The sequence below is a fragment of the Streptomyces noursei genome (assembly GCF_001646665.1).
GTDB lineage: Bacteria > Actinomycetota > Actinomycetes > Streptomycetales > Streptomycetaceae > Streptomyces > Streptomyces lavendulocolor.
In genome coordinates this window covers 41190-59730 of record NZ_LWBU01000366.1, presented here as the reverse complement: position 1 = coordinate 59730, position 18541 = coordinate 41190, and the positions used below count along the sequence as shown (strand labels likewise).

Annotated in this window: 17 protein-coding genes; 7 read left to right on the top strand and 10 right to left on the bottom strand. The window is 75.2% G+C overall.

Annotated elements, in window-relative coordinates; all coding sequences use genetic code 11:
* Nucleotides 1–344 precede the first annotated feature (344 nt).
* Nucleotides 345–1664 (bottom strand): DUF5685 family protein, encoded by a 1320-nt coding sequence (locus A4V12_RS27130; RefSeq protein ID WP_064072070.1) that lies wholly within the window; start codon nucleotides 1662–1664, stop codon nucleotides 345–347.
* A gap of 288 nt (nucleotides 1665–1952) precedes the next feature.
* Between A4V12_RS27130 and A4V12_RS27125 the strand changes: the two genes are divergently transcribed.
* A complete protein-coding gene (locus tag A4V12_RS27125; RefSeq protein WP_064072069.1) occupies nucleotides 1953–2387 on the top strand; it encodes a cell division protein SepF in 435 nt (144 codons plus the stop codon).
* Between the two features lie 175 nt (nucleotides 2388–2562).
* Here A4V12_RS27125 and A4V12_RS27120 read toward each other — a convergent pair whose 3' ends face one another.
* Together A4V12_RS27120 and A4V12_RS27115 are read right to left on the bottom strand one after the other, a co-directional pair.
* Nucleotides 2563–3753 (bottom strand): acyl-CoA dehydrogenase family protein, encoded by a 1191-nt coding sequence (locus tag A4V12_RS27120; RefSeq protein WP_064072068.1) that lies wholly within the window; start codon nucleotides 3751–3753, stop codon nucleotides 2563–2565.
* A gap of 128 nt (nucleotides 3754–3881) precedes the next feature.
* A complete protein-coding gene (locus A4V12_RS27115) occupies nucleotides 3882–5573 on the bottom strand; it encodes an MFS transporter (protein ID WP_064072067.1) in 1692 nt (563 codons plus the stop codon).
* Nucleotides 5574–6033: 460 nt separating this feature from the next.
* Between A4V12_RS27115 and A4V12_RS27110 the strand changes: the two genes are divergently transcribed.
* Nucleotides 6034–7014, top strand: a complete 981-nt coding sequence (locus A4V12_RS27110) for a phosphatase PAP2 family protein (protein WP_064072066.1) — start codon at nucleotides 6034–6036, stop codon at nucleotides 7012–7014.
* An 84-nt stretch (nucleotides 7015–7098) separates the two neighbouring features.
* Here the strand turns inward: A4V12_RS27110 and A4V12_RS27105 are convergent, their stop codons facing one another.
* The 6 genes from A4V12_RS27105 to A4V12_RS27080 all read right to left on the bottom strand — a co-directional run bounded on the left by A4V12_RS27105 (nucleotide 7099) and on the right by A4V12_RS27080 (nucleotide 12690).
* Nucleotides 7099–7314 carry an I78 family peptidase inhibitor gene (locus A4V12_RS27105; RefSeq protein ID WP_064072065.1) on the bottom strand — a complete coding sequence of 72 codons (216 nt, stop codon included), beginning with the start codon at nucleotides 7312–7314 and terminating at the stop codon, nucleotides 7099–7101.
* 347 nt (nucleotides 7315–7661) lie between these two features.
* Nucleotides 7662–8627: a helix-turn-helix transcriptional regulator gene (locus A4V12_RS27100; protein WP_064072064.1), complete on the bottom strand. Its 966-nt coding sequence runs from the start codon at nucleotides 8625–8627 to the stop codon at nucleotides 7662–7664.
* A 54-nt stretch (nucleotides 8628–8681) separates the two neighbouring features.
* Nucleotides 8682–9476 (bottom strand): hypothetical protein, encoded by a 795-nt coding sequence (locus tag A4V12_RS27095; RefSeq protein WP_064072063.1) that lies wholly within the window; start codon nucleotides 9474–9476, stop codon nucleotides 8682–8684.
* The gene (locus A4V12_RS27090) at nucleotides 9473–10756 is read right to left on the bottom strand and encodes a glycosyltransferase family 4 protein (protein WP_064072062.1); all 1284 of its coding nucleotides are present in this window, start codon (nucleotides 10754–10756) and stop codon (nucleotides 9473–9475) included. The genes A4V12_RS27095 and A4V12_RS27090 overlap by 4 nt, the downstream gene beginning before the upstream one ends.
* A gap of 154 nt (nucleotides 10757–10910) precedes the next feature.
* A complete protein-coding gene (locus A4V12_RS27085; RefSeq protein WP_064072061.1) occupies nucleotides 10911–12200 on the bottom strand; it encodes an ABC transporter substrate-binding protein in 1290 nt (429 codons plus the stop codon).
* The gene (locus A4V12_RS27080; protein ID WP_199831397.1) at nucleotides 12175–12690 is read right to left on the bottom strand and encodes a hypothetical protein; all 516 of its coding nucleotides are present in this window, start codon (nucleotides 12688–12690) and stop codon (nucleotides 12175–12177) included. The genes A4V12_RS27085 and A4V12_RS27080 overlap by 26 nt, the downstream gene beginning before the upstream one ends.
* 104 nt (nucleotides 12691–12794) lie before the next feature.
* Here A4V12_RS27080 and A4V12_RS27075 point away from each other — a divergent pair, with 104 nt between their 5' ends.
* The 3 genes from A4V12_RS27075 to A4V12_RS27065 are packed head-to-tail and all read left to right on the top strand — an operon-like array spanning nucleotide 12795 to nucleotide 16475.
* Nucleotides 12795–13226, top strand: coding sequence for a hypothetical protein (locus A4V12_RS27075; RefSeq protein ID WP_064072060.1), 432 nt, complete (start codon nucleotides 12795–12797; stop codon nucleotides 13224–13226).
* 7 nt (nucleotides 13227–13233) lie between these two features.
* A complete protein-coding gene (locus A4V12_RS27070) occupies nucleotides 13234–15780 on the top strand; it encodes an ABC transporter permease subunit (protein ID WP_064072059.1) in 2547 nt (848 codons plus the stop codon).
* The gene (locus A4V12_RS27065; protein ID WP_064072058.1) at nucleotides 15777–16475 is read left to right on the top strand and encodes an ATP-binding cassette domain-containing protein; all 699 of its coding nucleotides are present in this window, start codon (nucleotides 15777–15779) and stop codon (nucleotides 16473–16475) included. The genes A4V12_RS27070 and A4V12_RS27065 overlap by 4 nt, the downstream gene beginning before the upstream one ends.
* Here A4V12_RS27065 and A4V12_RS27060 read toward each other — a convergent pair.
* Nucleotides 16426–17043 (bottom strand): transglycosylase family protein, encoded by a 618-nt coding sequence (locus A4V12_RS27060; protein ID WP_064072057.1) that lies wholly within the window; start codon nucleotides 17041–17043, stop codon nucleotides 16426–16428. The genes A4V12_RS27065 and A4V12_RS27060 overlap by 50 nt on opposite strands.
* 193 nt (nucleotides 17044–17236) lie before the next feature.
* Here A4V12_RS27060 and A4V12_RS27055 point away from each other — a divergent pair, with 193 nt between their 5' ends.
* Both A4V12_RS27055 and A4V12_RS27050 read left to right on the top strand, forming a co-directional pair.
* The gene (locus tag A4V12_RS27055; protein WP_064072056.1) at nucleotides 17237–18028 is read left to right on the top strand and encodes a hypothetical protein; all 792 of its coding nucleotides are present in this window, start codon (nucleotides 17237–17239) and stop codon (nucleotides 18026–18028) included.
* Between the two features lie 194 nt (nucleotides 18029–18222).
* On the top strand, nucleotides 18223–18519 hold the full coding sequence (locus tag A4V12_RS27050; protein ID WP_423541547.1) for a hypothetical protein: 297 nt from the start codon (nucleotides 18223–18225) through the stop codon (nucleotides 18517–18519).
* Nucleotides 18520–18541: the final 22 nt, after the last annotated feature.

Below are 18541 nucleotides of genomic sequence, written 5' to 3'. Positions count from 1 at the left end.
GTGCGCCGCGCCGGTGCGCCGGGGACGAAGTCGCCTTCCGGCCACCGCCCTTCGGCCCGGCCAGGCCCGGCCGCCGCTCCCCCGCCGCGCCGCGCGACCGCCACCCGGCCGCCGGCCCGGGCGCTGCCGGCGCGCCACCGGGACCGGGGGAACGCGGCCGGTCGGAGGCCCGCGGCCGGAAGCGGGCCGGCGGCGTCGGTGGCACCCGGGACCGGCCGGCCGCGGGCGTCCCCACCGGCCACCGGAACGGCCGGAAGTCGCTCTTCCGGGTGATCGCCGGCCGGTCCGGGGCCCGGGACACCCGGACGGGGGAAGCGAACCGCCGTGCGGCGGCTCACGGTCCGTCAGCAGCCGTCGCAGGGGCAGCAGCAGTCGCAGCCACCGGGGTTGCAGTCGCAGTCGCGGCAGCAGCCCTCGCGCTTCTTGCGGGACCAGGGGCCCTCGTACTCCTTGGCGCAGCAGATCTGGCAGGTGCAGAAGAGCCAGGTGAACGCGGCGCAGCCGGCGAGCAGGCCGCGGGGCTTGGGCCGGGACGGGTCGCCGCCGGGGCCGCCGGGGCCGGGCGGCATCCCCCCGCCGCCGTACCCGCCGTGACCGCCGTGACCGCCGTGACCGCCGGAGCCTCCGGGGCCGCCCGGGTGGCCGGGGCCCTGGGGAGGCACGGGCCCGCCGCCGTAGGGGTTCTGCCCGCCGTACGGGCCGGCCGTGCCGTACGGGTTCTGCCCGCCGTAGGGGTTCTGCCCGCCGTACGGGCCCTGGGCGCCGCCCTGCTGGGGAGCGCCGCCGCCGTACCCCTGGTGCGAGCAGGTCGCGGTGCCGAACGCCCGGTCCACCGACTGGCGCAGCTCGTGGGCGAGCAGCACGTGCAGCAGCTTGTCGTCCACGAACTCCGCGTCGCGCAGGGCCAGCCGCACCCCGTGCAGCGCGTCGTCCGCGAGCCGACGGGCCTCCGCGAGCGAGGTGCCGGTCGCGGTGAGCGGGTTCCAGGCCCCCGCCGCGGCGTCGGCCTCCCGGTCCTCCACGGCGTCCAGCAGGTGCGCCAGCCGCCCGAAGAGCCGGCCCGCCTCGGCCAGCGGCGTCACGTTCTGCGGCTTGCCGGCCAGTACCGCGGTGTGCGCGAACGCCGCGGCGGTGGCCGTCTCCGTCGGCTCCGTCACCGTCAGCAGGGGCGTGCCGGGGCCGGCCAGCGCCTCGATGCCGCCCTGCCGGTCCACCGCGTCGACCAGGACGGCCGTGTCGAAGCCCAGCTCGCGCCCGGCCCTGGCGCCCGCCCGGTCCCAGCCGTGGGCCACCCTGCGCGCGGCGGCGGCCATCGGACGGCGCGCCAGCAACCCGTCCCGGTCGGCGACATGGTCCCGTACCTTCGCCGAGGCCAGCACCAGCGAGACGGCCGCCGCGAGCCGCGCGCCCTCTCCCCTGGCGACGGGCGCCGTCCGCATGGCGCGCAGCGGACAGGGGCCCGCCGTGCGGCGCGCCCCGGGCGCGCGCTCGGTCTGAGCCTCCGTCAGGACGGAGACGATGAGGCCGTCGTAGTTGGTGGCGATCCGTGCGAACTGCCCGTGGTCGGCGCGGAGTGCGAGGCAGAGCCCGCACAGGTGGGCCATCCACTCCGTCTTGAGCCCGTCGCTGAGCCGGTGCGTGCACGGCCTGACGATCCCGAACATGGTGCTCCCCCGTGAGTTGTGCGTGGTGCGCGGCGGGCATCGTACCGGGCCGTGTCGTTCACCCGTACGTCCGCACGCTCACCCGTACGGCCCGAATGTCATATTTGAGTCGCGCAGGCCCCTTTCCAGGGGCCGTACGCCCGTGGAACCTTGACGAATCGCCACATCCTCTGCACCAGTACCGTCACGAATCGCTCGCGCGGCGACTGTCCACTTGGCGCGCGATCCGCATGATGGACGACGATAGGGATAGCGGAACCACAAGTGACCGCGTGAAAGGAGGCGTCCATGGGATCGGTGCGCAAGGCGAGTGCATGGCTCGGCCTCGTCGAGGACAACGACGAGCGCTACTACGACGACGAGTACGCCGAGGGTGACCGCGCCGGCGACTCCTGGGTGACCGACCCGCGGGTCCGCGTCGTCTCCGAGACCGCCCAGGAAGAGGGCCGCCGGATCGCCACGGTGTCCCCCGACGGATTCCGGGACGCCCGCAGCATCGGCGAGCTGTTCCGGGACGGCGTCCCGGTCATCATGAACCTCACGTCCATGGAGCCCGCCGACGCCAAGCGCGTGGTCGACTTCGCGGCCGGTCTCACCTTCGGGCTGCGCGGCTCCATCGAGCGCGTGGCGACCCGGGTCTTCCTGCTGACGCCGGCGGACACGCAGATCGTCAACGGCGAGCCCGGGACCCACGCCCAGGACGGCTTCTTCAACCAGAGCTAGGGCCTGTCGTTCGGATCTTGCTGGGCTCGCGTGCCCTGGCACGCACATCTGCGGCGTTGTCGTCGGTCGCCAATGCTCCGCAGTGGCTCCCTCCTCCGCCTTGCATCTGCACGCACCAGACCCCGCTCACCGATCCAGCCTGATCCAAACGAAAGGCCCTAGCGGGCGAGGCCGCTCACCGGAACGCGTCGAGGCCGGTGAGCGCCTTGCCCAACACGAGCTGGTGCATCTCCACGGTGCCCTCGTAGGTGAGCACCGATTCCAGGTTCGTGGCGTGCCGCATGACGGGGTACTCGAGCGAGATCCCGTTGGCGCCGAGGATCGTCCGCGAGGTGCGGCAGATCTCGATGGCCTCCCGGACGTTGTTGAGCTTGCCGAAGCTGACCTGCTCGGGGCGGAGCCTCCCGGCGTCGAGCCGCCGCCCGAGGTGGTGGGCGAGCAGGATGCCCTTGTGCAGTTCCAGCGCCATGTCGGCGAGCTTGGCCTGGGTGAGCTGGAAGCCGCCGATGGGCCTGCCGAACTGTTCGCGCGTCCGCGCGTACTCCAGCGCGGACTCGAACGAGGAGCGCGCGGCGCCCATGGCGCCCCACACGATTCCGTAGCGGGCGTGGCTCAGGCAGCTGAGCGGCCCCTTGAGACCGGTGACGCCGGGCAGCACGGCGTCGGCCGGCAGCCGTACGTCGTCGAGGACCAGCTCGCTGGTGACGCTGGCGCGCAGCGACCACTTGTGCTTGATCTCCGGCGCCGAGAAGCCGGGGGTGCCGGCCGGGACGGCGAAGCCGCGGATGCCGTCGTCCGTCTGCGCCCACACGACGGCGACCCCGGCCACCGATCCGTTGGTGATCCACATCTTGCGGCCGTTGAGGATCCAGTCGCCGCCGTCCTTCTTGGCGTACGTCCGCATCGCGGCCGGGTCGGAACCGATGTCCGGCTCGGTCAGGCCGAAGCAGCCGATGGTCTCGCCCGCCGCCATGGACGGCAGCCAGCGCTGCTTCTGCTCCTCGGAGCCGAACCGGTGGATGGCGTACATGGCGAGGGACCCCTGGACGGAGACCAGGGAGCGGATGCCGGAGTCGGCGGCCTCCAGTTCCAGGCAGGCGAGTCCGTACTGGACGGCGCTGGCGCCCGCGCAGCCATAGCCCTCCAGCGACATGCCGAGCGCGCCGATCGAGCCGAGTTCGCGGGCCAGCTCGCGGATGCCGGGCAGTTCGCCCTTCTCGTACCACTCGGCGATGTGCGGCAGGACCCGGTCGGCCGCCCAGGTGCGGACGGTGTCGCGGACGGCGAGCTCCTCGGCGTCGAGGAGGTCGTCGATGCCGAGGGGGTCGCCGGCGTCGAACGGCGGGAGCTTCGCGGATGCGGACATGGCAGGACCTCCGAGCGGCACGGGGCGGCACTAAAACTAGCGGTGTTAGTTATCCAGCGCCGCCGACGTTACGACGCCGGATGGCCTGCGTCCAGACCGGGCGGCGGACGCCACACCGGCAGTGTGCCCTACGCCCGGCGCCCGGCCGTACGGCCCGAACCGGCCGGTTCCGCCGGCTCCCGCCGCGCGGGCACCTGGGGCACGGGCGCGGCGCCCGGACGGGCGGCGCCCTCCTGCTCCGGCCACGCGCCGTCGGCGCCGCCGAGCCGGGCGTCGGCGTCCGGACGGCAGTCCATCACGCGCGGCAGCCGCAGCGCCATCAGCGCGCCGAGCAGCAGCAGCCCCGCGCTGACGGCCAGCGTGACGTGCAGGCCGTGCACGAAGGAGTGCCGCGCCGCGGTGCGCAGAGCCTCGCCCGCCGGGCCGCCGAGCCGCTCCGCGACCTGGTACGCCTCGCCCAGCGAGTTGGCGGCGGCCGCTCCGGCGGGTGCGGGGACGCCGGGGACACCGGCGAGGCCGGGCGCGTACGCGGCGTTCATGACGCTGCCGAGCAGCGCGATGCCCATGCCGGCGCCCAGCTGGTAGGAGGTCTCGCCGATCGCGGCGGCCCCGCCCGCGCCGTGCGCCGGGGCCTCGCTGAGCATCGACTCGTACGCTCCGAACAGCGTGGTCTGGAGCCCGAAGCCGAGGAGCACGAAACCGGCGGTGAGCAGCAGCGGCCGGTCGTGCTGGCCCATCAGCACGAGCAGCAGGACGGCGGCGGCGGTGAGGACGAAGCCCCAGCCGACCATCCGGCGCGGGCCGACGCGCCGCAGCGTGAACGAACCGGTGGCGCCGGCGGCCATGGCGGCGAAGGTGAGCGGCAGCAGCCGCAGCCCGGTTTCGAGCGGGGTGAGCCCCAGGACGAGCTGGAGGTACTGGACGGCGATCAGTTCCAGGCCGACCAGCGCCAGCATGGCGAGGACGATGCAGCCCACCGAGGTGGTGAACGCCGCCCGGGCGAACATCCGCATGTCGATCAGCGGGTGCGCGCGGCGCCTCTGCCGCCGTACGAAGGCCACCAGCAGTGCCGCGCCAAGGAGCAGGGGCAGCGCCGTCTCCGCGCCGAGCACGGGGCCGCCGGCACCGGCCCGCTTGACGCCGAGGACCACGCCGAGCACACCGGCCGCCGCCACGAGGGCGCCGAGCACGTCCCAGGGGCCGTCGCCGCTGCCCTTGGACTCGGGCAGCAGCCAGCGGCCGAGGGGCAGGATCAGCGCCATCAGGGGGATGTTTATGAGGAAGACCGAGCCCCACCAGAAGTGCTCGACCAGGAAGCCGCCGAGGACCGGTCCGGTCGCGGCGCCGACGGCCGCGACGGCCGTCCATATGCCGATCGCGGTGGCGCGTTCGCGCCGGTCGGGGAAGACCGCGCGGAGGATCGACAGGGTGGCGGGCATGATCATGGCGCCGCCGACGCCGAGCAGCGCGCGGGCCGCGATCAGCACGGCGGGGGTGTCGGCGAAGGCCGCGACGGCGGAGGCCACGCCGAACAGTCCGTAACCGGCGAGCAGGACCCGGCGGCGCCCGACCCGGTCGCCGAGCGTGCCGAAGAGGATCAGCAGCGAGGCGCAGACCAGCGGGTAGGCGTCGACGATCCACAGCAGCGCCGTGGAGCTGGGGCGCAGGTCCTCGGTGACCGCGGGGACCGCGACATGGAGGACGGTGGCGTCGAGCGCGACCAGCAGCAGGCTGACGCAGAGGACGACGAGGACGACCCAGCGGTTGGCACCGCCGCCGGTGGCACGCAGCCGTGCTCCGGCCGTGGTCGTCACGGACATGTACGTACCTCCCACAGACCACAGACGTATCCCTCGCGCTCGGTGGGCACCGGCCGGAGGGGGACGACCTCCGGGGGGCCCGGCATCGACGGGCGAGTGAGCCGTCAGCGTACGCGAGTCCGGGCCGGTGGCGCGTGGCCCATCTCTCACGGGGCATCAGCGGGGGTGTGGCGTACACCACTCCGGCCGGCCCGCGCGGGGGCGCGCCGGGGCGCGTACCAGAGGGAGGCGGCCGGCGGCGGGACGGAGGGAATTCCGGCCGTGGGCCGCTTCCGGCCATTTCCCGTGGCACGCAAACACGCTTCCCCCCAGCGGCCCTGCGGCAATAGGGCCCCGGCCCCCGAGGTTTATGGATAAGCAAGGAATAAGCGCCCGGCTGAGACGCACTCCACATCACATCGTCATCACGAAGGGAGCGGATCGGCGTGGGCCGACACTCACTCCCTGTAACGTCGATTGGGTGCGTACCGACATCTTTGCCCGTCTGGACCGGGAGCCGGAACCGCCGAAGATTGAGATCCCGCGGATGAGCCGCACCCGTCTCGCCCTCTTCGGCGGGACGTCGGCGTTCTACCTCGCCATCGTGGTGGCCGTGCTCGTCTCGTCGTGGCTGGTGACCCTCGACTGGAAGGTCATGCTCTTCCGGCCCTATCAGCAGTGGCCGGAGCTGCACGCGACGCTGGACTACTTCGTGGTGCTGGGCCAGCGTGGCCCGACGGCCGTGATGGTGGCGGCCTGGCTCGGCTGGCGCTCCTGGCGGCAGCACACGCTGCGCCCGCTGCTGGCACTGGGCGCCGCCCTGCTGCTGCTCAACGTCACGGTGGGCGCGGTCAAACTCGGCCTGGGCCGGCTGGGCCCCCATTACGCGACGCAGATCGGCTCGGCCGAGATGTTCGCGGGCGGCGATATATTCCCTTCCGGCCACACCGCCAACGCGGTGGTGACCTGGGGCATCCTGGCGTACCTCGCCACCACCCCCCGGGCCAGGCGCTACCTGTCGGCCCTGTCGGCCGTGGTCGCCCTGGGCGTCGGCCTGACCACCGTCTACCTCGGTACGCACTGGCTGAGCGACGTCCTGCTCGGCTGGGCCGCCGGCCTGCTGATCCTGCTCGGGCTGCCGTGGTGCGAGCCGCTGATCGGCCGTGCGGAGGCGATGGTCCTCGCGGTGCGCGAGAAGGTGCGGGCGAGCCGCCGCCGGGTGCCGTCGCGGCCCGTGGCGGCCGGCGGGCCCCGGCCGGCGATGTACCGGCAGCGGCCGGTCGGCGCGGACGACGAGCCGGTGCGCGAGGCGGTGCCCGCGTCGGGCGGCGTCGCGCGCCCCTCGGTCAGGACCACGCTCACCCAGCCCCGCCCGCACGCGGTGGTGCGTTCGGAGCGGACGCCGGTCACCCCGGCGGGCAGCCGCCGGCCACCGCGTTCACGGCCCGTGACGGGCGGCTGAGGCGCCGAGGACGACCACGCGGCACGAGAAGGGCCCCGGCTCGGGAGAGCCGGGGCCCTTCTCGTGCGCGGGGCGGTGTGCCGGTCAGCCGACCCAGCAGCGCGTGACGGTGGAGTCGGCCACCTCGAAGTTGATCCGGCCCGCCAGGAACTCCAGGGTGATGATCGTGCCGGGCGGCAGCGACCGGACGGTGGTCCAGCCGTGGGAGCGGGCGCGCCGTTCCGCCGCGGCTTCGTCGAGGCCGACGTACGACTCGGGGGTGTCGTCGGGCTGGGCGTCAGAGCTCGGAATCGGTGCCATGCCCCTCACCGTAGGCCGCGGCGGACAGTGACGGAAGCCGCGGGCGGCACATCGCCCCACCATCCTCACGTACCTCGGCGGTCACGCTTGTGTCACAGGATCACGACATGTGTTCAGTAAGGCCCACTTCACCCGTGAGGGACTCCGCCCCCACTCCCCCGCCTCTTGCCGGGGGAATTCCGCAGGGCCGCGAACCGGTTCGCGCACCGGTGCGCACGCGAATTGCCACGGCACCGGAAAAACGCTTCGGCATATCGTCACGATAATTGCCGCCGGGCGGCGCCTTCACGAAGTCGCCGCACAATTCCCCCATGGCACCGACATGTCCCCGGCACGCCGGGGGCGGGCTACGCGGACCGGTCCAGTGCCCGGGAGAGGCGGTCCCGGAGCACCCGTACGTGGTCCTCCAGACCCTGCGGCTCGACCACCTCGAACTCCAGCCCCATGAGCGCGACGTGGATCACCAGGACGTCGAGGCTCGCCGCGCCCGTGCGCAGCAGGCACGTCGACTCCCCCTCCGCCTCCAGGACGCCGTCCATCGGGCCGACGACCCGCGCCGCCTCGGCGGCCGGGACGTGGAGCCGGACGACCGCCCGCGCCGCGTACACCCGCCTGGCGACGCCTTCGGAGACGTACGCCGCCAGGTCCTCCGCCGGCGGCGTACGGGGCGGGAAGCGCGGCCCGTGCGGCGGCCTGGGGTCGATCCGGTCCGCCCGGAACGTGCGCCAGTCGGCGCGGTCCACGTCCCAGGCGACCAGGTACCAGCGGCGCTCGGTGCAAACCAGCCGGTGCGGCTCGACCGTCCGCCGGGTCGCCGAACCGCCGTGGTCGCGGTACTCGAAGCGCAGCCGCTCGCTGTCCCGGCAGGCCGTGGCCAGCTCGGTGAGGACCGAGGGGTCCACCGGGGACTCCGCCGCCCGCAGCATGGGCACCGTGAAGGTGGTCAGCGCGCCGACCCGGCGCCGCAGCCGGTCGGGCAGCACCTGCTCCAGCTTGGCCAGCGCGCCCACCGACGTCTCCCCCACGCCCTCGATGCCGCTGCCCGCGGCGGTGCGCAGCCCGACGGCGACCGCGACGGCCTCGTCGTCGTCCAGCAGCAGCGGGGGCAGCGCGGCGCCCGCGCCGAGCTGGTAGCCGCCGCCCGTGCCGGGGCTGGCGTTGACGGGGTAGCCGAGCTCGCGCAGCCGGTCGACGTCACGCCGTACGGTGCGGGGCGTGACGCCCAGTCGCTCCGCGAGGTCGGCGCCGGACCATTCGCGGTGCGCCTGGAGCAGGGACAGCAGGCGCAGCAGTCGTGCCGAGGTCTCCAACATGGGGCGAGTGTGCCACCGGTCGCGGACAGGTACGGTCCTCGATGACCGGTCCGGTCAGGGGGTGAGCCGGACGCAGAGGTCGTTGTCGGTCGTGTAGCAGGGCGCCGCCCCGTAGCCCTCGCCCCGGTGCACCGGGTAGACGAACACGTTCTTCCGGTCCCAGACGTCGTCCAGGAGGCGGGAGACCCGCACCGGTTCCGCGTCCGCGCCGGGCCGCAGCCACAGCTCCCACAGCCGCTCGGCCGTGACCGGCGGCTCGGCGAGCACCTCGTAGGGGACGGTGAAGGCGAACGCCCCCGCCTCGCCGCCCTCGGCCGGGAACCGGTGGACCTCGCCGCCCAGCCGCGCCTCGGCCACCGCGCCGGCGCCCGGGCGCGCCCCGTACAGGGTGCCCTCGACGGTGCAGACGCCCTCGCCGAGGACGATGTCGCCCGCCTCGGCGTGCGGCCGCCGCACCCAGCTGCGCACGGCGAGCCGGCCGTCCGCCGTGGGGTACGGGAGCCGGACGCGCACCCCGTCCGGCTCGTCGGGCACCCGGTCGACGAGCGTCCGCAGGTCGCGGATGCCCGGTTCGACGGCCCGCTCGCCGACGTACGCGTCCCAGCGGCCCTCGGCGAGCGGCACGGTCGCGGGCAGCACCGCCCGTACGTGTCCCTCGCCCGCCGGGGTCAGCGGCAGCCGGGTCTCGTCCGCCGGGCCGCCGGAGCCGCCGCGCCTGCGCAGGACCAGGACCGGCCCGGTCGTGCCGGCGGCCGGCAGGTCGAAGGTGAGGCCCCCCGCGAGGTCCGCGACGCAGTCCGCGCGGGGCGGCGCGGCGGGTGCGGTCGCCGGGCCGGTGGTGTCGCTCATGCGGGCTTCCCCTTCCGGAGTACGTCGGCGGCCTTGTAGCGCGCGGAGTAGGCGGCGTCCAGGACCGCCCCGCGGGTGCGGTGCAGCGCGTCGCGGAGCCGGCCGCGCGAGCGGCCGTTCGCGCCCCGCTCGACCAGCTCGGCGAACAGCGCCTCGTGGCGTTCGGCGATCCGTACCGGGTCGAAGCGCTGCGACGCCGCGAGGGCGGCCTGCCCGGTGCGGCGCCGGAGGTCGTCGTCCTGGATGAGGGCGAGCAGCGCGTCGGCGATCGCGTCCACGTCGCCGACCGGCACCAGCCGCCCGTCGACGCCGTCCTCGATGATCTCGCCCGGCCCGTGCGGGCAGTCGGTGGAGACCACCGGCAGCCCGCAGCGCATCGCCTCGACGATGGTCATGCCGAACGACTCCAGGCGGGAGGTGACGGCGGCGATGGAGCCCTTGACCCACTCGGGTTCCAGCGGGTTCGCCGTGCCCATGAGGAAGACGTGGTTGTGCAGCCCGCGGGTCTCGATCAGGGCGCGGAGCGCGTTCTTCTCGTTGCCCGTCGCGTCGCCGGAGCCGTAGATCCGCAGCCGCCAGTCGGGCCGTGCGGCGACCACCTTGGCGAAGGCCTCGACGAGCAGGTCGTACCGCTTGACGCGGGTGAGCCGGCCTGCCGCGACGACCCACTTGGCGGTCCCGTCGGCGGGCTCGACGCTCGGGGCGGGGACGCTGTTGGGGACGGAGTCGACGCGTACGCCCGGCAGCTTCAGCCTGGTGCGGTACGAGCGGGCGTCGGCCTCGGTGACGGTGGTGACGGCGTCGAGGAGGGCGTAGCGGTGGCCGATCTCGCGGCGCAGCCGGTAGCCGTGGCTGTCGAGCGTGAGGTGCTCCTGGCCGACGCGGACGGGGCCGCGGCGGGCCTGGCGGGCGATGTGCACGTTGAGGCCGGGCCGGGTGCCGACGACGACGTCGGCCTGAAGGGTCCTCAGGTGGGCGGCGATCCGGTCGTCGGTGAGGCGGCTGTACTGCTTCCAGCGGCCGTCGCCGCGCGGGAAGACCTTGGCGGGCTTCTTGTAGTCGGGGTGCGCGCCGTCGTAGGTGGGGCTGTTCTTGCGCAGGTCGACCAGGTGCTTCATGGTCACGCCGGCGGGGGCGCCGAGGGTGGGTTCCTCGCGGTGGCGGAAGACGGACACGATCTCGACCTCGTGCCGCTCGGCCAGTTCCCGGGCGAGGTTGAAGGTCGTGCGGATCGTGCCGCCGATGCCGTAGGCGTTGTGCAGCAGGAAAGAGATATGCATCGCGTCGCCGCGTCCCCCTGGTCCGGACGTGTCCGAGGTCTCGTCCGATGGTCGGTTCTCTGGTCGGTCCGGTGGACCCGGCCGGTCCGGTGGGTCCGGTGGACCGGCTCGTCGTCAGAAGGCGACTTTACTCGGCTCCTCGGGGTGGGGACGGTCACGGCCGGTAGGGCAGCTGGGGCACGGTGGCGCAGTTGTCGTCCATGTCACCGCCCCGGGTGACCCAGCCCTTGCCGTCCTGCCAACGGGCCACGGACAGGCAGGTGTGACGGGTCTTCGGGGGTTCGGGGAGCCGCTCGAAGCGGACGGGCAGGAGCAGTCCCCGCGCGGTGTACGGCTCGGGGCGGTTGACGAACCGTTCGAGGCACGCGCGCGTGAGCCCCTCCTTGGTGCAGGACCTGGCCGCGTCGGTGAACCACATGGCGGCCGCCCAGCCCTCCAGGGCCCACTGGGAGAGCGGTCTGCCCTTCATGGCGTCCCGGAACTCCCGTACGGCGGGGTGCGTCGCGTCGTCGTGGTTGCGGCTGGAGCCGGTGGCCCAGAGGGCGTTGCGGCAGCGGGGGGCGTCCTTGTAGTCCCGTGGGACGTCCTGGTTCCAGTTCTGGACGTTGGTGACCTTGGCGGTGACGGTCACGCCGACGGCGTCCATCGCCGCGCACAGACGGGCGTTGCCGTGCGCGTCCAGGGCGTCGAAGACGACGTCGACGTCCTGTTCGCGGAGGTCGGCGGCGACGGCACGGTAGTTGGGGAGCGCGAAGTCGACCTGCTCGGTGACGACCCGGTACCCCTCCGCCCTCAGTCCCTCGGTGACGAGGCGGGCGTAGGACGCGGACGCCGCCTGGTTGTAGGCGACGACGGCGGCGGTGCGGGCGCCGAGTTCACGCCTGAACCAGCGGTAGACCTCGGTGCCGCCGGTGAGGATGCCGTCCCAGCCGGGTGCCGCCCCGGTGCGGGGGGCGGAGCTGCCGTAGATCCCGTACAGGTGCGGGTACGTGTCGTAGGCGGGGCCGAGCGGCTGGCCGCCGATGTCGGGGACGCCCGCCCGGGACACCCGCGCGGCGCCCGCGTAGTCGAGGGCGGTGGTGGCGACCAGGGCGAGGACCCGCTCTCCGTCGACCAGGTCGCGCACGCACGCGTCGTTGCCGACGCCGCTGCCGCCGTCGTCGCAGGTGGTGACCTCCACACGGCGCCCGTCGACGCCGCCCCGGGCGTTGAGGGCCGCGAAGTAGGCCAGCGCCCCGTCGCGGGGACCGGTGAGGGCCTCGCCGCCGACGGGGCTGGTGGCGCCGGTGATGATGCCGACGCGGATGGGCTCCCCGCCACCGGTTGTGGGGGCGGGGGGCCGTGTCGTGAAGTCGCTCTCGGGGAGGCGGCTGCCGCAGGCGGCGCCGCACACGAGCAGCGCCGCCAGCAGGAGGGTCTCAGCAGCCCGGTACGGCCGAGGCATCGGGGCTGAGCTTCACCAGGGCGCACAGCGTCTTCACGGACACCTTCCAGGTGTCCTGCTGGTGCACGGAGGTGCCCTTGGAGTCGGGCAGGGCGGGGTTGCCCGCCACCAGCAGGTCGTAGGTGACGTCGGCGCCCGTGGCGGACGTGAAGGTGACCTGCTTGACCTTGACGGACGTCTGGGCGGCCTGCGGGCTGGCGGAGAACGCCTGGAGCACGGGCCGCATCCGGTCGCCGTTCTCCAGCACCGCGACCTTCTGGTCGGTCGACGAGTCCGGGTCGAAGAAGGTCGCCCAGTTCTTCTCGATCTCCGCCCGGGCCGCGGCGGGGTCGGCGGGCTGGTTCTGCCCCTGGGTCACCGTGGCGGTGGGCGCCGGGGAGCTGCCGGGCTCACTGCCCTCGTCGTCGCCGCAGCCGGCGGCGACCGGTACCAGGACCAGGACGGCGGCCGCCGCCAGGGCCGTGGTGCGGGGGTGCTTGCGGGAACGCATGTGGACCATCTGGCTCACCACCGGATTCCGGGGTCTGTGCCTTCTTGGGCCTTCTTGGGCATAGTGCAAGGAATCGCCATACATCGCCAGCCGGAGGGTTCGGGATGCCGACGTCACGGGTGCTGTGGTGGGGCGGGATCGCGGCCGCCGCCACCGGCGCGGTGCTGTGCGTCGTCGGCTGGTACGGAGTGTCCGGCGAGCGTTTCGCGGAGCGGCAGGTCCCCTACCTGGCGTCCTGCACGGTGCCGGGCGCCGCGCTGATCGTGGCCGGCGCGGTGCTGGCGGCCGGCGCGGTCCTGGGAGCCGGCGCGGTCCTCGGGGCCGGGGTGCCGCTCCGGCGCCCTCCGGCGGACGGGGCCGAGCAGGAGCCCGCCGGAGCCCCGGACCGCCCCTCGTCCGACGCCCCGCCGGTGCGCGTACCGGGCGGCACGCTGGCGCACCGGCCGGACTGCCCGCTGGTCGCGGGCCGGGCGGAAGCCGTTCCGGCCGGGGACGCGGAGCTGGATCCGTGCCCGGTGTGCGAGCCGGGGAGCTGACGCCCCGGTGTCGTCGCTGACCTACGACCTCGTCCTCGCCGGGCTCGCGGTGGGCAGCGCGGCGGCCCTCACCGGGATCGGGCTGATCGTGACGTACCGCGCGACGGGTGTGCTGAACCTCGCGCACGGCGCGGTCGCCATGGTCTGCGCGTACGTGCTGCGGAACCTGGTGGTGGAGTGGGGGTGGCCGCTGCCGCTCGCGGCGTGCGTGACCCTGCTGCTCGTGGCGCCCGGCATCGGGCTGGTGCTGGACCGGGCGGTGTTCCGGCCGGCGGCGGTGCTCGGCCCGGACCCGGCCACGACCCTGGTGGCGTCGATCGGCGTGTTCGTGCTGCTGGTCGGCGGCGCCGCCCTGGTGTGGGGCACCGGTGCGCGGGCTGACGCGCCGGTGCTGCTGGGCGACGACCCGTGGGCGCAGCTGGCGACCGTGGTGCTGGTGGCCGTCGCGGTCGGGGCGGTGACCCGGTGGACGGGGCCGGGGCGCGACCTGCGGGCGGTGGTGGACGACCGGGAGCTCGCGGCGCTGGGCGGGATCGACGCGGACCGGGTGGCGGCGGCGGGGTGGGCGTTCGGGTCGTTCACGGCGGGGCTGACGGGCGTGCTGCTGGCGCCGTACGTCCGGCTCGACCCGTACGGCCTCCCGCTGCTGGTCGTCGAGGTGATCGCGGTGGCGGTGGCCGCGCGGATGCGGAGCCTGCCGGTGGCGGTGGGGACGGCCCTCGCCGTCGGGGTCGCCCAGGCCCAGCTGACCCGCTTCCACCCGGAGGGCTGGGCGGGACCGCTGGTGCAGGCCGTGGCCACGAACCTGTTCGTCGTGGCGCTGCTGGTCGCCGCCCTGGTGCTGCCGGGGGTGGGCGCGCGGGACGCCCTGCCGCGCGCGTCGACGGCGGGGGCGCGCGTCCCGCCGGGGCTGTGGGTGGCGGCGGGCGTGCTGTTCCTGCTGCCGCTCGGCCTCGCCGGGGACGACCTCAGGACGGCCGTCCAGGTCCCGGCGCTGGCCGTGATCCTGCTGTCCCTGGTGGTGGTCACCGGCCGGGGCGGGCAGATCGCCCTGGGGCAGGCGGCGTACGCCGGGCTGGGCGCGCTGTTCACCGCGCTGCTGGCGGCCGGCCGCTTCCCCGGCCTGCCGCGCCTGGCGGAGCCGGCCGCGCTGCTGGCGGCCGTGGTGCTGGTCGCGCCGCTCGGCCTGCTCACCGGCTGGCCGGCGATCCGGCGCCACGGCCTGGCCCTGGCGCTGGCGACGCTGGCGGTGGGGGTGGCGGTGAGCCGGTTCGTGTTCGCGCAGCCGTACGCGACGGCGGGCCTCGTCCTGTCGCGCCCGGCGGGCCTGGCGTCGGACCGCGCGTACTACGCCGTGGAGCTCGCCGTGCTGGCCGGTGCGCTGCTGCTGGTGGCGGCGCTGCGCCGGGGCCGTACGGGCAGGGCGCTGGCCGCGCTGCGCGACCACGAGGCGGGCGCGGGGGCGGCGGGGGTACGGGTGCCGGGGTTGAAGCTCCTCGCCTTCGTGGCGGGCGCGGCCCTGGCGGCGCTGGGCGGCGGCCTGCTGGGGATGGGCGTCCAGGCCTTCGACCCCGCGGCGTACGACCCGGTGCGCGGCCTGCTGTGGTTCGCCGCCGTCCTGGTGCTGGGAGCCGACAGCCTGCTGTCCCCGCTGGTCGCGGCGGCCCTGCTGGTCGGGCTGGACGCGGGCGCCCGGGGCGGCGCCGCGGCGGCCGTCATCGGCCTGCTGGCCGCGTTCACCGCCCGCGTGCCGCCGCTGGCGTCGCTGCTCCCGTCCTCCCCCGGCCCGCCCCGGCCCCGCCGCACCGGCCCCGGTCGTCCGGCGGCGGCCCCCGTGCCCGCGTCCCCGCACCCGCCCGCACCACCCGCCACCGGCCCCGCGCCGCACCCCGCACCGCCCGCGCCGCCCGCGCGGGGCCTGGAGGCGCTGGGTGTGACCCTCCGCTACGGGGAGTTCACCGCCCTCGACCGGGTCGACCTGCTGGTGGCGCCGGGCCGGGTCACCGCCCTCGTCGGGCCCAACGGCGCGGGCAAGAGCAGCCTGTTCCACTGCCTGGCCGGCACCGAACGGCCCTCCGCCGGCCGGGTCCGCCTGGACGGCACCGACATCACCGGCCGCCCCGCGCACGCCCGCACCCGGCTCGGTGTCGCCCGGACGTTCCAGGAGCCGGCCGTGTTCCCGTCCCTGAGCGTGGAGGACAACGTCCGTGTGGGCGGCGAGCAGGGCCGCGTGCGCGACGATCCGCACGCCGTCGAACGCGCCCTGCGGCTGCTCGGCCTGACCGGCGTCCGCCACCTGCCCGCCGGCGGTCTGGCGACGGGCACCCTGCGCCGCGTCGACGTGGCCCGCGCCGTGGCGGGGCGGCCGCACACGCTGCTGCTCGACGAGCCCGCCGCCGGGCTGGACGCCGCCGAGACCGCCGCCCTGGCCCGGGTGCTCAAGGCCCTCGCGGCGGACGGGACGGCCGTGCTGGTCGTCGAGCACGACCCGGACCTGGTGGCGGACGTCGCCGACACCGTGCACGTCATGGAGGCGGGGCGGATCGTGTCATGAGCGTCGAGATGGCGCTGCGCGCCGCCCGGGTCCGCTACGGCCCCCTGGAGGCGCTGCACGGCGTCGACCTGCCGGTCCCGCGGGCCACCGTCACGGTGCTCCTGGGGCGCAACGGATCGGGGCGCACGACCGTGCTGCGCGCCCTCGCCGGCACGGTGCCGCTGAGCGCCGGACGGGTCCTGTGGCAGGACGACGACGTGACGCGGCTGCCCGCCCACCGCCGGGCGCGCCGCGGCCTGTGCTTCGTGCCCGACCGCCGCGCCCTGCACGCGACCCTCACGGTCGCCGAGAACCTGGCGCTGAGCGCCCGGGGCGGGGACGCCGCGCCCGCCCTGGACACCTACCCCGAGCTGCGTCCGCTGCTGGCCCGCCCGGCCGGCACGCTCTCCGGCGGCGAGCGGCGGATGCTCGCGCTCTCCCGCGCCCTGCTGGCGCCCGCGCGGGTCGTCCTCGTCGACGAGCCGGCGCTCGGCATGTCGCCCGCCGTCGCGGCCCGTACCTACCGCGTGCTGAGCGGCCTGTGCGCCCGGCTCGGCACGGCGGTCGTGGTGGCCGAGCAGCGCCCGCCGGCCGGTCTGCCCGGCGGGACGCTCGCGCACGAACTGCGGCGCGGGACGGTGTCCTTCAGCGGTGAGCTGGCCGAGTTCACTTCCCGGCCGCGGGCGGCCGGAGCGCCGCCTTCGGGGCGGGCTTGAGCCCGGGGAGGGCGAGCAGCATCCCCGGCCGGATGCGGTCCGGGTCGGCGCCCACGACCTTCCCGTTGGCCTTGTGCAGCGCCTTCCAGCCGCCCGGCACCTTGAAGCGCCGCGCCACGGCGGTCAGGGTGTCGCCGGACTGCACGGTGTGGGCGCGGCCGGCGAGCCCGTACCTCTTGGAGCAGGTGGGCCAGGCCTTCCAGCCGTGCCAGCGCAGCACCTCCTCGGCGACGGCGATCTGCTGGGCGCGGGTCGCCAGGTCGGCGCGGCGGGCGTGCGCGAGGCCGCCGTACGTCTCCCAGGTGGACTGCTTGAACTGCAGCCCGCCGTAGTAGCCGTTGCCGGTGTTCAGGTTCCACCGGCCGCCGCTCTCGCAGTCGGCGACGCAGCCCCAGGGCCACTGGTCGCGGGTGCAGTCGGCGGCGGACGCGGGCTGGGCGCGGGGCCCGGGCGCGGGCGGTGGCGGGTGGGCGCCGGACGGGGCCGGCGCCGCGGCCGCGGCCGTCGTTCCCCACGCGAGAAGCAGCACGGCGGGCAGTGCGCCCGGCCACAAGCGGATCTTCGGCATCGGACCATGCTGGAGGGGGTCGCGGCGCCGGGCGCGGGCGCCGCGCGGGGCGGCGGCCGGACCCCACCCGGTCGGCCGACGCACCGAGGAGCGGCTCGACCCGTGACTCCGGCCGCAATTCATCCGTTGAACTCTTCATGAGACGAGCCGGGAACCGCCCGGCATCGCACGCACAGAGTCCGAGGAGCCACCCGTGCCCCGCATGCTCGACGTCAGCGAGGACGTACGCGCCGAGATCGGCGACGAGGAAGCCGACCGGCTGCTCGCCGGCGAGAACGCCCCGGGCAGCTACGACTGCACCTCCTGCCGCACCCCGGGCGACTCCGAGCAGGAGCGCACCAGCACCGTCCTGTTCGTGGGCGAGGAGACCGCCGTCCTCGCCTTCGCCCACGCCACCTGCATCCCCTCCCAGGTCGTCAAGGTCGCCGAGGAGCAGCTCCAGGGCGCCGTCCGGTCGATCACCGGGGCGGAGGCGCAGGCGGCGGCCCCGGCCGCCACCGCGCCCGTCGGCGAGCAGGCCGTCCTGGGCGTCACCAGCGGTCTGGTGCTGATCGACAACGAGCTGCACCCGGCTCTCGTCGTCGAGCCGACCGCGCCCATCGCGCGTCCCGGTTCGGCCGGCGACGGCGACGAGTTCCTGCCGCTGCTGATCGAGCAGGGCTTCCTGCCGGTGGGCGACGTCAACCACCGGCCGAGCCCGATCGCCGGCTGGTCGGTGCTGCTGGCCATGGGGCAGCTGCACGCCATCCTCCAGCCGGGGACGGGCGGGGGCAGCCCGGTCGCCTGGTGGCAGGCGCACCAGCCGCTTCAGGTCACCGAGGGCTGGCGCGCGGCGGCGAACAAGTCGCACACCGTGCTGGTCTTCGCGGCCCCGGTCGGTTCCATCGGCCAGCAGCCGCGCGAGGACCTGCTGCGCGACGCGCTGGAGAAGGCGGCGGCGAACGGCCGGCTGGTCGCGGCGGCGATGCCGCTGGCCGGCACCTGATGCACTCGAGGGCCGAGGAGGGCCGGACCGTGGAGGCCCCGGCCGTACGCCCCGGCACGCGGAAGGCGTACGCGCCGCCCGTGCCGGGCGCGGCGTATTCCGGCCCCGGGCCGCATCCGAAGGGCGGTGAGGTCGTTGGCTCATACGTGCACGCTTACGAGCCCTCCCGCCAGCCGTACCAGCAGATTCCGGCCATGCGTTCCACGCAGGACGGTCTGTCCGCCCCGTCGGCCACGCCGATCTACGACGCGCTGTACTCCGAGTACCTGAGGTCGTTCAGGACCCTGCCCGGCGACCGGAGCGGCGAGGAGGACCTGGAGTTCCGGGCCTTCGGCACCTTCGGGTCGTTCGGGTCGGGCGGCACCGGCACGTACCAGGCGCAGCCCGGCGGCTACCCGGGTGCGGGGTGGCAGCCGGTCGGGGTGCGCCGGCACACCGGGCAGCACCACGTGCCGGCGGCCCTGCCACCGGCTCCCCGCCGGGGGCTGTGACCGCATGACGACGGCGGGGCCG